At 41.0% G+C, this 14,890-nt stretch carries 12 protein-coding genes; 10 read left to right on the plus strand and 2 right to left on the minus strand.

What is annotated here, in order from left to right; genetic code table 11:
- Nucleotides 1-148: 148 nt before the first annotated feature.
- From V7121_RS21685 to V7121_RS21725, 9 genes are all read left to right on the plus strand, one after another.
- Nucleotides 149-805 (plus strand): helix-turn-helix transcriptional regulator, encoded by a 657-nt coding sequence (locus tag V7121_RS21685; RefSeq protein WP_420490644.1) that lies wholly within the window; start codon nucleotides 149-151, stop codon nucleotides 803-805.
- A gap of 17 nt (nucleotides 806-822) precedes the next feature.
- On the plus strand, nucleotides 823-1,638 hold the full coding sequence (locus tag V7121_RS21690; RefSeq protein ID WP_335503465.1) for a pyruvate, water dikinase regulatory protein: 816 nt from the start codon (nucleotides 823-825) through the stop codon (nucleotides 1,636-1,638).
- Between the two features lie 2 nt (nucleotides 1,639-1,640).
- On the plus strand, nucleotides 1,641-4,310 hold the full coding sequence (gene ppdK / locus V7121_RS21695; protein WP_335503463.1) for a pyruvate, phosphate dikinase: 2,670 nt from the start codon (nucleotides 1,641-1,643) through the stop codon (nucleotides 4,308-4,310).
- Nucleotides 4,311-4,431: 121 nt separating this feature from the next.
- A complete protein-coding gene (locus tag V7121_RS21700) occupies nucleotides 4,432-4,623 on the plus strand; it encodes a YbxH family protein (RefSeq protein WP_335503461.1) in 192 nt (63 codons plus the stop codon).
- 77 nt (nucleotides 4,624-4,700) lie between these two features.
- A complete protein-coding gene (locus tag V7121_RS21705) occupies nucleotides 4,701-7,271 on the plus strand; it encodes a DEAD/DEAH box helicase (protein WP_335547774.1) in 2,571 nt (856 codons plus the stop codon).
- 98 nt (nucleotides 7,272-7,369) lie between these two features.
- A complete protein-coding gene (locus V7121_RS21710; RefSeq protein ID WP_335503456.1) occupies nucleotides 7,370-8,644 on the plus strand; it encodes a LysM peptidoglycan-binding domain-containing protein in 1,275 nt (424 codons plus the stop codon).
- A 273-nt stretch (nucleotides 8,645-8,917) separates the two neighbouring features.
- Nucleotides 8,918-10,348 carry a D-alanyl-D-alanine carboxypeptidase/D-alanyl-D-alanine endopeptidase gene (gene dacB / locus V7121_RS21715; protein WP_335503488.1) on the plus strand — a complete coding sequence of 477 codons (1,431 nt, stop codon included), beginning with the start codon at nucleotides 8,918-8,920 and terminating at the stop codon, nucleotides 10,346-10,348.
- A gap of 72 nt (nucleotides 10,349-10,420) precedes the next feature.
- Nucleotides 10,421-11,260: a deoxyribonuclease IV gene (locus V7121_RS21720; RefSeq protein ID WP_335503453.1), complete on the plus strand. Its 840-nt coding sequence runs from the start codon at nucleotides 10,421-10,423 to the stop codon at nucleotides 11,258-11,260.
- A gap of 72 nt (nucleotides 11,261-11,332) precedes the next feature.
- Nucleotides 11,333-12,061 carry a CBS domain-containing protein gene (locus V7121_RS21725; protein ID WP_335503450.1) on the plus strand — a complete coding sequence of 243 codons (729 nt, stop codon included), beginning with the start codon at nucleotides 11,333-11,335 and terminating at the stop codon, nucleotides 12,059-12,061.
- 79 nt (nucleotides 12,062-12,140) lie between these two features.
- On the opposite strand, the gene V7121_RS21730 is transcribed toward V7121_RS21725, so the two are convergent.
- Together V7121_RS21730 and V7121_RS21735 are read right to left on the minus strand one after the other, a co-directional pair.
- Entirely contained in the window at nucleotides 12,141-12,869 is a 729-nt protein-coding gene (locus V7121_RS21730) for a hypothetical protein (protein WP_335503447.1), read from the minus strand.
- Between the two features lie 67 nt (nucleotides 12,870-12,936).
- The gene (locus V7121_RS21735; RefSeq protein WP_335547776.1) at nucleotides 12,937-13,707 is read right to left on the minus strand and encodes a CPBP family intramembrane glutamic endopeptidase; all 771 of its coding nucleotides are present in this window, start codon (nucleotides 13,705-13,707) and stop codon (nucleotides 12,937-12,939) included.
- Nucleotides 13,708-13,893: 186 nt separating this feature from the next.
- Here V7121_RS21735 and V7121_RS21740 point away from each other — a divergent pair, with 186 nt between their 5' ends.
- Nucleotides 13,894-14,616, plus strand: coding sequence for a DsbA family oxidoreductase (locus V7121_RS21740; protein WP_335547777.1), 723 nt, complete (start codon nucleotides 13,894-13,896; stop codon nucleotides 14,614-14,616).
- Nucleotides 14,617-14,890 lie beyond the last annotated feature (274 nt).

A 14,890-nucleotide genomic window follows, 5' to 3' on the forward strand; every position in this document is an offset into this window, starting at 1 on the left:
CGTCGCATGCGGCGGGATTTTTTTGTTTGCTATTTTGTCAAAAAAAATAAAACTTATTGTTTCGGTTTTTGTCTCAATGTAATATACTATATACAAATAAGTATAACACATTTATAATGAATGTAATGAATATAACATATTTAATGTGATTAAGGGGGTGGTAATAATTAAATTATCTAAACGCCAGGGTGAAATTCTTGAAATAGTGAAGGAAAACGGGCCGATAACAGGAAAAGACATCGCTGAAAAGCTTTCACTAACAAGGGCCGCACTTAGACCAGACCTAGCTATATTAACCATGTCAGGCAACTTAGAGGCAAGACCACGCGTGGGTTATTTTTTTAATGCTGGCTATCAAGCAAAACAAGAGGCAAAGAAGTTCATCCATCAAAAGGTAAGTGACTATAAGGCTCATCCGATTGTAGTTGAAAAATCAACATCTGTTTACGATGCGGTCGTCCAGCTTTTCTTAGAGGATGTAGGGACTCTTTATGCAGTTGATCCTAAGGGGCATCTTGCTGGAGTTGTATCCCGTAAAGATTTGCTCAGAGCATCACTAGGTAATCAAAATCTACATGAATTGCCTGTTAGTGTCATTATGACGAGAATGCCCAATATTATCACGATTACACCGGAAGAAACCTTGCTCGAAGCAGCCAAAAAGATGATTTATAACCACATTGACTCCTTGCCAGTTGTGAAGGAAGATGAAGAGCAAAAAAGTACATATTTGCTAGTGGGTCGTATCACCAAAACAACGATTACACGCGCGTATTTAGAAATTATGGAAAACAAAACAAGCTAAGGAGAGTGGCTGCCATTTTGGTGCAGAAAGAAGTTGTCTATGTTGTATCTGACTCAGTAGGAGAAACGGCTGAGTTTGTTGTAAAAGCAGTCGCTACACAGTTTAATGGTGGGCAGGTCGAGATTCGCAGGAATTCCTATGTAGATGACTTTGAAGATATAGAAGATATCATTTTGTTAGCGAAAAAAGGGCCAGCGATTATTGCCTATACAATCGTTGTTCCCACATTAAAAAAATATTTAGATCACCGTGCCGAAGAAGAGGGGATTTTAGCAGTCGATTTACTAAGCCCATTGATGAATGCATTTGAAACAAGCTTTCATAAGCTGCCACACCATCGTCCAGGTTTAATGAGAAAATTGGATGAGGAATATTTCCGAAAAATTGAAGCCATCGAATTTGCCGTCAAATATGACGATGGCCGTGACCCAAGAGGTATCACCAAAGCAGATATTGTGTTAGTGGGTGTCTCTCGAACGTCTAAAACACCGTTGTCTATGTACTTAGCACATAAACGCTTTAAAGTAGCTAATGTACCTCTGGTACCAGAGGTGGCACCACCAGAAGAATTGTTCCAAATACCACGCAAAAATTGTATTGGTTTAATTATCTCACCAGATAAACTAAACGAAATTCGCAAGGAACGTCTCAAAGCGATGGGGTTAGCCTCACAGGCAAACTATGCAAGCTTTAAAAGAATTCTTGAAGAACTTGATCATGCTGAAAAAGTGATGAAGAGAGTGGGCTGTCCAGTTATTGATGTCTCAAATAAGGCAGTAGAGGAAACAGCCGGTTTAATATTAGACGTCTTAAAAAAGGAGAGGAGTTTATAAACATGGAAAAATTCGTTTATTTATTTCATGAAGGAAATGGCAATATGAAGGGTTTACTTGGGGGGAAAGGAGCAAATCTAGCAGAAATGACGCGGATTGGCCTGCCAGTCCCCTATGGTTTTACCATTTCTACACAAGCTTGTAATGCATTCTATGAAGCTAGCAAAACCATTCCTACCATAGTTGAAGTTCAGACATTAGAAGCTCTTGCGCGACTTGAAGAGAAAATGGGGAAAAAGCTGGGTGATCCGAAAAATCCTTTACTCGTTTCTGTACGCTCTGGTTCTGTTTTTTCGATGCCAGGCATGATGGATACCATCTTGAATCTTGGGATGAATGACGAAACTGTCGTTGGGATGGCAGAATTAACGAATAACCCACGTTTTGCTTATGATTCCTACCGTCGCTTTATTCAAATGTTCAGTAATGTCGTTCTTAATATCGATACGTATTATTTTGAACAATTTTTAGAAGAAGTTCGTGAGGAAAAAGGCTATACTTCTGACCCGGAAATGAGTGCGGAAGATTGGCAAGAAGTGATTATCGGCTATAAAGGAATCGTTAAAAAGCATACAAGAAAGGATTTCCCGCAGGATCCGAAGGAGCAGCTATTCCTTGCCATCCATGCTGTCTTTAATTCTTGGAATAACCAGCGAGCGATTGTCTACCGCCGTTTGAACAAAATTGCCGACCATTTAGGGACCGCGGTTAATATACAAAGTATGGTGTTTGGCAACATGGGTAATGATTCAGGCACAGGTGTGGCTTTCACAAGAAACCCATCGACAGGCGAACATGTCCTGTATGGTGAATACCTCATTAATGCCCAAGGGGAAGATGTGGTTGCAGGGATTCGGACTCCACAGCCTATCGCTACGTTAAAAGACGAAATGCCTGGTGTTTTTAAGCAATTTACGGATACATGCAAGCGTCTGGAGCAGCATTATGAAGAAATGCAGGATATCGAATTCACGGTAGAACGGGGTAAGCTGTTTATCCTGCAAACTCGTCATGGTAAAAGAACCGCACAGGCTGCTATCCGTATTGCTGTGGAAATGGTGGAGGAAGGGATTATTGATAAAAAGACTGCCTTGCTCCGGGTCGACCCTGACCAATTAAACCAACTGTTGCACCGCCGGATTGATGACAAATTTGTAAAAACGGTTTTAGCAAAAGGGTTGCCGGCCTCACCAGGAGCAGCGACAGGTCAAGTTGTTTTTGATGCCGATGAAGCCGAGCAATTAAACAATGATGGAAAAAAAGTCATCCTTGTTCGTCCTGAAACCACACCAGATGATATCCATGGAATCGTTGCATCTCAGGCTATATTGACAAGTCGTGGCGGGATGACAAGTCACGCTGCTGTTGTTGCCCGCGGGATGGGGAAAGCCTGTATTTGCGGTTGTGAAGCCTTAAAGATTGACTTAACGGCCAAACAATTTACGATAGGCGAAACAGTGATTAAATATGGAGATGTCATCACGATTGATGGCTCCACTGGTGAAATTATGCTTGGTGAAATTCCAATGATAGACCCGGAACTATCGGATGAATTCCAATTATTGCTTGCTTGGGCAGACCAAGAACGTAAACTAGGGGTCCGCGCCAATGCAGATAATCCGGAGGATGCACGTAAAGCCTTTGAATTCGGTGCCGGCGGGATTGGATTATGTCGTACCGAGCATATGTTTATGGATTTGAAACGGATTCCAATTGTTCAAAAAATGATTCTTGCGGAAAATTATCATGAGCGAATGGAAGCGTTAAATCAGCTGTTACCAATGCAGCAGGGAGATTTTGAAGGAATCTTTGAGGAAATGCAAGGGTTACCAGTGACCATCCGCTTGCTTGATCCGCCGTTACATGAATTTTTACCAGATAAAGAGGAATTGTTAGTGGAGGTAACGAAGCTGCAAATCCTCGATCCACAATCACCAGAATTAAAGAAAAAAGAGCTATTGTTGAAAAAGGTTCGTCAGTTGGATGAGTTTAACCCAATGCTCGGTCACCGTGGCTGCCGTCTTGGGATGATTTATCCGGAAATTTATGAAATGCAAGCGAAAGCGATTTTCTACGCTGCGGCCAAACTTGCTGAAAAAGGCATCGAGGTTCAACCAGAAATTATGATTCCTTTGGTTGGTCATGTGAATGAGTTAAAGGATATGCGTAAGTTGGTCATTGATGCGGCCTTACTTGTCCAAGAAGAAACGGGCAAGACTTTCAAGTACACGATTGGAACGATGATTGAAATTCCACGTGCTGCTTTGACTGCCGATAAAATTGCCGAAGAAGCAGATTTCTTCTCCTTTGGGACCAATGATTTAACCCAAACCACCTTTGGCTACAGCCGTGATGATGCCGAAGGAAAGTTCTTGCAAGCCTATATTGAAAATAAAGTGCTTCCAGAGAATCCTTTTGCCGTGCTCGACCAAGAGGGTGTTGGTAAATTGGTTGAAACAGGTGTTAACCTGGGCCGTGCTACCAAGCCTGCTTTAAAAACCGGAATTTGCGGGGAGCATGGCGGTGAAAAGACCTCCATTGATTTCTGCTACAAAACGGGCTTGGATTATGTCAGCTGTTCACCATACCGTGTACCGCTCGCGCGCTTAGCAGCAGCTCAGGCAACGATTAGACACGAACAAAATAAAGCGGAAGTTTATACAACAGCTTAAATTAAAAGGAGGATGTGTGCTGGGGCACCATCCTCTTTCTTTTCCCCTATTGTTTATCTGGGATTAGTCTTCTACTTTCTGCTTATACTATAAAAAAACAGGAAAAGGGGACTGATTTTTGATGGGGGCTATTGAACGAAGCGGGTATCGTTTTATACCAGAATTTAGTGTAATTCAACAAGACGGGGCTATCCATGTCTACAATCAAGATCACTTTATTGAAGAAATAAAATTTCAGTTTTCAGGAAAGTTTCCTGAACTGGACCAAATCGAGGACCTTGTTGATCAATATTGCAATCAACACGAAATATAAAACCGAATATTCGTTCGGTTTTTATTTTTATGTTAAAATAGATAGTAGGAATTATTTTCTAGAAAAGAGGGGTCTTGATGAACAAATTAACAACCATTTACCCTCAAGCGATTGAACATACAAAAATGAAAGTATATGAAGATATCAATCATTATTGCGAAACCAAAGAGGTTCTTCCATCGTTTGAACAATACTTAGCTGACCGCAGCCAGTATGTCGAGCAAATTTGGGTCAATGTTTGGCTTAATAAGTCGACCAATGATGTCCCCCGCAATGAAAAAAAGCAATTTTTAAGTGAAAAAGGTTTTGAGGTGCAGGGCATTGACAAGAAGTTGATCAATAAATTGTTTCGAGATGAAATGCGTTTGTATCAACCTTTTGATACAATGGCGTGGATTAAGGCTGAATTCTCAAGTAAGGAAGAGGTATGGAAGGAACGGTTTCAGGATGCCAAGGTAAATTTTTTGAAACGAGAAGAACAAAAACAACTGGACGAAAAAAAGCAATTGATTAGAAGTGAAATTGAGGATAACGCCGTTGGAATCCTAGAGGAACAATATGAAGGGTTCTATTTATCGGTTCGTTCCTTCGTGGCCAAGCAATTAGTGGCTGACCTGCAAATTAATGTGAAGTTCCAATCGGTGGATACCTTTGCATTAGAAGAAAAATTGGTAAATGAAGGTCAATTTAATCCTTCCGCTTATACCACGGTGGCTAGCTTTTTTGAAGAATTAACGGGTGATATCCATAAAACGATGAATTGGGGCAGAAGTTTATATGAATATCAAACCTACTTTTTCGTTTACGAAAGCTTAATTAGTGATTATTTGTCCGAACTCATTCCGGAAAAGATATTAGAGCAGCTCCCCGATGAACTGAAGGAAGACTTCCTTGAAACATTTCACGAGCAATTATCAGCGTCTTTCGTAAAGGGCAGCATTGGCCAGGTTCTTTATGATGTGGAGAGTTATTTTATTGAGGATATCCAAGCTGAATACTTGTCGGATTTAATCCGTTTGGCGGACATCCCCTTTGATGAGAAGCTGCACAAGGAAATTCTTGAAAAAGATCTTATCGAGCGCGAACGAAAAGAAAAGGAAGCGGAGGAAGAAATAAAGCGGAAAAGAGAAGCAGAAGAGCGGATGATGAAGGACATTTTTGCAACAGAATACGATCCTTCTCTAAAGCGGCAGATCCGTTATGTTCTTCATATTGGCGAAACCAATACCGGGAAAACACATCATGCCCTTGAACGGATGAAAGAGGCCTACAGTGGCTTATATTTAGCGCCTCTAAGACTATTGGCTCTTGAGGTTTATGATAAATTGAACACCGAGGGGATGCCGTGTTCCTTAAAAACCGGTGAAGAGGAGAAAATGACACCTGGGGCCAATCATATTTCTTGCACTGTGGAAATGTTTCATGAAAAAGAGTTCTATGAAGTGGTTGTTATTGATGAAGCGCAAATGATTACCGATAAGGACCGCGGTTTTTCCTGGTACAAGGCGATCACAAAAGCGAATGCTGAAGAAGTACATATCATTGGCAGCCGGAATTCAAAAACAATGCTATTGCAGCTTTTAGGGGAGTCAGATATTGAAATTCATGAATACAGCCGCGATACCCCGCTTGAGGTAGAAACGAAGGAATTTCATATTAAACATGTAAAAAAAGGGGATGCTCTGATTTGTTTTTCTCGGAGGCGTGTGCTGGAAACGGCCTCAAGACTGCAAAATGACGGCCATACTGTCAGCATGATTTACGGAAGTATGCCCCCAGAAACACGTAAAAAGCAGATTGAGCAATTTAATTCGGGCAAAACCAAAGTCATTGTGGCGACCGATGCGATTGGAATGGGTCTAAACCTGCCCATTCGCCGTATCGTTTTTTTAGAAAATGATAAGTTTGATGGAACAAGACGACGTTTGCTGACCTCGCAAGAAGTGAAGCAAATTGCGGGACGTGCCGGTCGAAAGGGCATTTACAATATTGGTAAAGTGGCCTTTACGAGTGATATCAGGAAAATGCGAAATTTACTTTTGCAGGAGGATGAACCTGTCCATACGTTTGCGATTGCCCCAACTAACTCTGTGTTTGAGCGTTTTCAACGTTATTATCATGATTTAGGTACTTTTTTTGAACTATGGGGGAAATTTGAGAGCCCAAAGGGTACCAAGAAGGCTTCGCTTGCAGAGGAAAAGTCGCTTTATCAAATGATTGCGGGTACGGAAATTGAAGCACGGCTCTCTTTAATGGACCTTTATGGATTTTTACATTTGCCGTTTTCAAAAAATGAACCCATCTTAACTAGGCAATGGGAGGATACGATGTATGCGGTTATCCAAGGGCAAGAACTTCCTGAACCAATCGTGAAAGAACGAAGCTTAGAGGAATTAGAGCTCAGTTACAAGGCCATCGGACTTCACCTTTTATTCTTATACCGATTAGGAGAGCCAACCACCGCCATCTATTGGGAACGACTGAGAGAAGAAGTCAGCGATAAGGTGCAAGACCGCTTGAAAACCGATATTAAAAAATTCGTAAAAAAATGCAAAAACTGTGGCAAAAACCTGCCATGGGACCATTCGTTTCCAACCTGTGAGGCTTGCTATGCGAAGACGAGAAGGTATCGATATGGTGATGAATAAGAGTAAAATGACGGACTTGTCTAGTGGCAAGTTCGTTTTTCTATGTGTAATAACCTAACATCCCATGCCCATATGATAGTAAAAAGGAGTGTGAGAAAATGGCTGTTCATGTTGTGGCTGCCGGTGAAAATTTGTGGATGATTTCCACCAAGTATGGTGTGCCGATTGAAACGATAGTCGAATTGAATGGATTGCCATCTAATCACGCACTCGTCCCAGGGATTGCCTTATATCTTCCCGATAACCTTCCGCCACTCCGCTCGTATCGAATTAAAGCTGGCGATCATATTTGGAATTTGGCTCAGCAATTCAGCATTGATCCGGCAGACATTATTGCAGCTAATCAAGGGCTTGATCCGACTCGGCTGATAATTGGTCAAACGATTACTATACCGTCTCCCTTGAAATTGGATTTGGAAACACTTGGGTTTTTAGTTCCATCCTCTGAAGCTGCCAATCTTGCAAGCTTGGATTCTTTGGCAGAGCAGCTCACGTATGTTGCTGTGGTGGCCTATTCCTTTACCGAAGATGGATATGCTTATAATATGGTCGAGGATTCGGCCCTTGTTGCGAGATGTAATCAATTGCAGATTGTCCCATTACTGATGATTCGGAATTTGGCGGGTACGGTTTTTAGTGCAGAGTTGGCTGGAAGGGTGCTTGAAAATCCAACTTATCGGGCCAATCTAGTGGCAAGTATTGTGAATTTAACTACTCAGCGCGGCTTCGGTGGAGTAAGTATTGATTTTGAATTTATTCCGCCTGCCCGCCGGAATGATTTTATTTTGTTTCTTTCCGCTTTAAAAAGCAGCTTAAGCGGGTTGATTTTACATGTAAATGTTCATGCCAAAACGGCTGATATTCCAACGAATCGGATTATTGGCGCCTATGATTATGCTGGAATTAGTAATGTTGCGGATCTAGTTGCCGTAATGACCATGGATTATGGATACCCAGGGGGACCTCCTGATCCAATTGCCCCGATCCCGTGGCTTGAGCAGGTTATTCAATATTCCCTTACGCAGATTCATCCACTTAAACTACAAATTGCCTTGGCGCTGTATGGGTATGACAAAAGGGTGGGGACTAACCAAACACGTGGTTTATCGGTTCTTGCGGCTCAAAATCAAGCGATTTCTGTAGGTGAACCAATTGAATTTGATTTGACAGCAAAAGCGCCTTGGTATCGGTACTGGCCTGGCGGAAAGGAGCATATCGTTTGGTTTGAAGATATTCGCAGCTATATCGAAAAATATCATTTAATAGACCTTTTTCAGTTAGCTGGATCGACTTTTTGGCAAATTAGCTTGCCGGCACCTCAAAATTGGGCGTATTTGAGTAAGAATTTTAATGTGGTGAAGAGGATGGTGTAATTTTACACTGAGGTTTTTGAGGGATTTTTGTTTTTGTACAATTTTGGGGTAGTTTTGTGCAATTGTTACTGCCTTTTGTACAAAGATTGAGGTGTTTAGTACAAATTTTAAAGGGGTTAGTACAGTTAGACATATTTTGGTGATTTGACGGTTGTCCAAGCCAATACCCATCCATGATATTATTTGTTTTTTCGGACAAACTCTTAGGAAAAAGGAAAGGCTGGTACCAAACCATTGATTACAAGATTAAAATATCACTTGCTTATTTTTATCATGGTGCTTGCCACCACTGTTCCTGCAATGAAGGTAGATGCCATGTCAGGATACGAAAAAATGGCCCAGCAGATCAATCAACTACTCAATAACGAACCCGCATTAAAAGGTGCGATTGCTGGGATCAGTATCCGATCCGCCACCGATGGAAAAATTATATATGCCCATCAAGGGGATGTCCGCTTAAGACCCGCTTCCAACATGAAACTGTTAACGGCTGCTGCTGCTCTGAATATTCTCGAAGAAGATTACACTTTTACGACGAAGATACATACAGATGGATCGGTGAGAAAGAAAACCCTTAACGGAAATCTCTATTTAAAAGGTAAGGGCGACCCAACGTTATTGAAATCTGATTTTGATCAAATGGCAGAAAAAATAAAAAAGCTTGGCATCAAAACAATAAACGGAAATCTCATCGGTGATGATTCCTGGTATGATAATGTGCGCTATTCTCTCGACCTGCCCTGGAGCGATGAAACGACCCATTACGGTGCCCAGATTTCCGCACTCACGGCGTCACCGACCACCGACTTTGACGCCGGCTCTGTCCAGGTAATTGTACAACCTGGACCAAGAGAGGGCACCAAGCCAATCGTAAAAATAACACCGGAAACCACATATCTTAAAATAGTCAACCAGGCAAGAACTGGTTCGAAGGACGTTAAAAAGTCTCTTACCATCAAACGGGAGCATGCCAAAAACATTATTAGGATTGAGGGCACGATTCCGATAAAGGCGAAACCGGAAAAGGACTGGATCGGTGTCTGGGATCCAACACGATATGCCATGACTCTCTTCAAACAATCATTAAAAGAGCGTGGAATTAAGCTGAAGGGTAAACTAAAAAAAGGGATGGTACCTGACACCACAAAAATTATGATAACTCATCACTCGATGCCGTTATCAGAAATATTGGTTCCTTTTATGAAACTGAGCAATAATGTCCATGCGGAAATTCTCGTAAAGGAAATGGGCCGCGTTGTGAAGGGTGAGGGGAGCTGGGATAAGGGTCTTATTGTGTTGGAAACAGAAATCGTCAAATTCGGGGTTAATCCCAAAACATTAGTTCTTCGCGATGGATCAGGCGTTTCCCATGTCGACTTAATTCCAGCAAACCAATTAACGCAGCTGCTATTCGCCGTACAGAAGGAAAAATGGTTCCCAAGCTTTCTACATTCCTTACCGGTTTCCGGCGCAAGCGAGAAGATGATCGGCGGTACCTTAAGAAATCGCATGAAAGAACCTATAGTCCGAGGAAAAGTGAATGCCAAAACAGGAACTATTTCAACGGTGAGTTCGCTTTCAGGCTACGTAAAAACCAAAAGTGGACAGACATTCATTTTTTCCATATTGTTGAATAACTTACTTGAAGATTCCGAAGGGAAAAAGGTGGAGGACCGGTTGCTTACCATTTTTGCCAATCAATAACCCTTGAACTAGAATAGAAATCATGCGCCAAACAAATCCTATTTTTAAAAAAGTACGGATGGGGACATTAAAATGATCTTTGGCGGTCATGTGAGCATTAGAAACGGATATTTAGGGGCAGCAAAACAAGCGGTTGCAAATGGTGCATCCGCTTTTCAGTATTTTCCGAAAAATCCGCGAAGCCTTTCGATTAAGGATTTTGACCGTGAGGATGCGAAAAACTGCAAAGAATTTTGCCAAAAACACCACCTCCAATCGATTGCTCATACTCCTTATTCCACAAGTTTAACACCATCAGAAGACAAGCAAGAATTAACGATCGCCTCCCTTCTTAATGATTTGGAAATTGCCGATGCTTGTGGTTCGATTGGGGTGGTTGTTCACTATGGCAGCCAAATTAGCGAAACCGACGCTCTGGCTAGTTATCATTTAATGCTGGCGATGTTAAATGGAGTCCTTAGTCAGTGGGAGGGAGACTGTTTGATTCTATTGGAGAATAATGCCGGTACCAAAGGGGCATTGGGAACAACATTGGAGGAACTGGTCCAAATCAGAAATTTATGTGATTACCCTGAAAAGATTGGCTTTTGTCTGGATACCTGCCATGCCTTTGCCAGCGGCCTGTGGACGGGCGAAAACACCGACGAACTAATCGAAAACGGGGAAAGTTTCGGATACTTTGAGCAATTAAAGGCCATTCATTTAAATAACTCGAAATACCCGACAGGCTCAAAGAAAGATCGGCATGCAAATATTTTCCACACAAATGGCCTCATCCCAGCCGACCAATTAAAAAACCTAATCACATCCAATGTTTTTAATGGAATTCCTTTAGTCCTCGAAACACCTGATGATGAAGGGATGACACACAAACAGGAAATTGAACAGCTCAAGGAAAAGTGGGGGAAATAATTGCTTGAAAATTTGAAGTATTGATTCTACTATTAATATAATGAATACAGAGAAATATCATGGGAGAGCCAAATGAATATGAATAAAAAACAAGGACAACTTTTATCAGAGCGTTTTGAGGTAGCCTTCAACCAAGTGCACGAGGCATTGCGTGATATTGTTCAAATTAATGATGACCGATTCGTCGTTCTCGTGAAGGTAGGCGCGAAAAAATATCAAATCATTGAAACGTATAAAAAGGATTTAGAGCAGTATGCACGGCTTCGTAATGCAATTGTTCATGAAAAAATGGAGCTTGGTTTTTATATTGCCGAGCCCAATGCTAAAGTAGTTTCTCAAATTGAAAAAATTGCCAATGTGTTTAGCCGTCCTAATTACGCGCTGTCAATTGCAACGAAAAAAGTGGTGTATTTTGATTATCGTGACAGCATCTTAAAAGTAACTGATGCAATTAAACAATATGGATATTCGAAGTTTCCAGTCTATAAAAACAAAAAATGTGTGGGCTTACTTACCTCCAGCTCGATTGTGAAATGGATGGCACAAAATATGGAGAGTAGTTCAGTTAACCTTTCCGATATCCATGTGTCCGATATCATGACTTACGAGAAGGAACACCCAATCGAAATTGTCTCTAAAGAGATTAATATCTTTGAGGTGGAAAATATATTTGAAAAAGCGCATAAGAGGAAGCGTAAAATTGAAGGGGTGATTATCACTGAAAACGGGAAACCGGACGAGGTCCCGCTTGGTATGATTACAGCTTGGGATTTAATTCAAATAGATTACACGGTAGAGTAAAAGTTCTCCTCTCTTGGAGAGCTTTTATTTTTGAAAAAAATGACGAGCACACCGGTGGGTATGCTCGTTACAATTTAGTTTAAAATTCAAACTCACTTAATTGGTCCATATGGGAGGCAATCATAGCGATAATCGTTGTGGCTTCTTCCTTGCTAAAAATAAAATGGGATTCATCTTTGATCAATTCATCGTCAGTGGTCCAAATCCGATTGACACGTTTCAGGACACCGTCACCTGTGGCTTGGACTAATCCAAATTGATAGGTTACTTCGACTTCGTCTTCATGTTTGAAGGCTGTAACCTCAGGCGTCGACCAATCTACATCAATTTCCTCAAAGATATCGTCACTGTTGACCTGTTCCGTTTCGTAATACTCTTCATCATCTTCATCATCCACATAAACCGTTTCAATCTCATCTTCATCCTCATCATAGACCTCGGAAGTCTGAAGATAGACCCCATCATCTGTATAGTGATCATCGCCGTTCATATAATCATGCAGACTGGCGTGAACTTCCTCGATAATGTCTTCTATGTCTGAAAGGATGACCTTCGCCGTATGGCCACTATCCACATCGAAGGTATCGATGTAAAATTCCTCGTTTTGAGGATCAAAGAACAACGAGCAAAAGTAATCACGCTCCAGTTCTTCGGTATCAACATCTGCGGTATCGACATAAAACTCAATCCTTGGATGTTTGGCAGCTCTTTCAATTGTCATTTGACCAACCTGATCATATTCTTCACAGATAGATTCCAGGTGTTCTTGCAGTTCTCCACATACTCTGTCAAACCATTCTAACGACATCAAACATCCCATCCTTTCAAGGTAATCGAGGTTATTATTACCAGATTGGAAAAATATATGTCTTTTCTTATAACTTTAAAGGAATAACAAACTCTTTATCCTGTTCAGGCACGTTTTTCACTGTGTTGTTGCTATAAAATCGAAGGAACCAAACGACAAAAATAAACATCATCGCGGGGATTATGTATTGTAAGTAGACAGTTTCTTGACCGGTTTCTTTAATTTGAAGAATGCCTCCCTCTGGATTTCCGACAAGTCCATAAAAAAGACCATAGGCAATATTTAATCCATAGTGTAGTCCAGTATCAGCCCAAACCGAGCCAGTTTTATAGAATGCCAAGGTTAAAGATAGACCTAATAAAATAGAAAAAATGATATTGCTCAGACTGAAACCGGCGTACCAATAATCATCAAGTGCGTATATAATAATACTGATCGTGAAGACCCAGAAAATATGAACTTTTCCCTTTAATTGTTGAAGAATATATCCTCTAGTAATCAGATCATTGATCAGCGATCCAACAAAATAACCGACAAATACCTCAACGATCGGCATGATTAAATCCACAGGCTGCTTCATTCCAACAAATTCTAATTGACCATTTAGGAACTGAATCCCAAACATAAGCATCCAAAAAGTAAAGCCAATCGTAAAACTATAGAGAAATTTCTTTTTCCAGCCCCGGTGAAAGACTATTCCGAGTCCTTTTAGGCCATTTAGACCAACCCATTTTGCAATAAAATGTGCGAGTGGGAAAAAGAGAAGTGTTGATCCAAACTGGATGAAGGGATTGTCTAGTTGAACAGGCACAAGGTTAAAGTATAAATCGAGAATCACAAATCCTGCTATTCCTTTAAATAAATTAAAAATTGTATTCCACCACCATTTTTAGAATTCACTGAATATAGTTAATTTTACCTTCTTTTTAGGTAAAATCAACCAATTTAATGATGAGCATGTTTGAATGTTTTTCACCAACCTTGTGATACTATAGAAATTAACTGAAGAAAAAGAGGTGTCGACATGAAAATTGAAGTATGGTCAGATTATGTATGTCCGTTTTGTTATATAGGAAAACGCCGATTAGAAATGGCTTTGGATCAGTTCCCACATAAAGATCAAGTAGAGGTCGAATTCAAAAGCTTTGAGTTGGATCCCAATACTCCTAAAAATATCGGTCAAAACATCCATGAAGTTTTGGCACAAAAATATGGGATGAGTGTGGAAAAAGCGAAGGAAGCCAATCAAGGGGTCGGGCAGCAAGCAGCCACAGTAGGGTTAACCTTCAATTTTGATGAAATGAAACCGACGAACACGTTTGATGCACATCGCCTGGCGAAGTATGCACAAACGCAAGGGAAAGAAGCAGTAGTTTCAGAAAAGCTTCTTCACGCCTATTTTACCGAATCAAAACATATTGGGGAGTTTGAAACATTGGCAGAGATTGCTGAAGCGTCAGGTTTGGACCGTCAAGAAGTATTGAAGGTCTTAAATGACAAAAATGCATATGCGATTGATGTCCGCCAAGATGAATCTCTTGCTCAGCAGTATGGTGTTCGCGGGGTACCATACTTTGTCATCAATCAAAAATATGCCATTTCAGGAGCACAACCGATGGAAACCTTTATCGGGGCGTTGCAAAAGGTCTGGGAAGAAGAGTCTCCTAAACCAGTGCTGCAGGACCTTTCGACTGAGGAAGATGTTAGCTGTGCAGATGGCAATTGCGTGATTCCTGAAAAAAAGTAAAGTTTATCCAAAATAACGATGGGAAAGGAAACTTAGTTGTTTCCTTTCCCATTTGTGTTCTTAGATATTATCCTGTATTAAGTCATACTTTATTACCGTCTACGGATTATTAAATTCCACATATTACCGTCTCCCCAACAGCGGTTGATAATTGTATTAGGTGAAGTACCCCTACGCCATCCGGTCCATCGGCAGTTTCTAGAAGTTCTTCTTCTAGAAGTTCTTCTTCTTGAAGTGTTTCGACGTGATGTATTGCGAACTCTAGAAGTATTAC

Source organism: Neobacillus drentensis, assembly GCF_036962125.1.
In the GTDB taxonomy this organism is placed as follows: domain Bacteria; phylum Bacillota; class Bacilli; order Bacillales; family Cytobacillaceae; genus Neobacillus; species Neobacillus drentensis_B.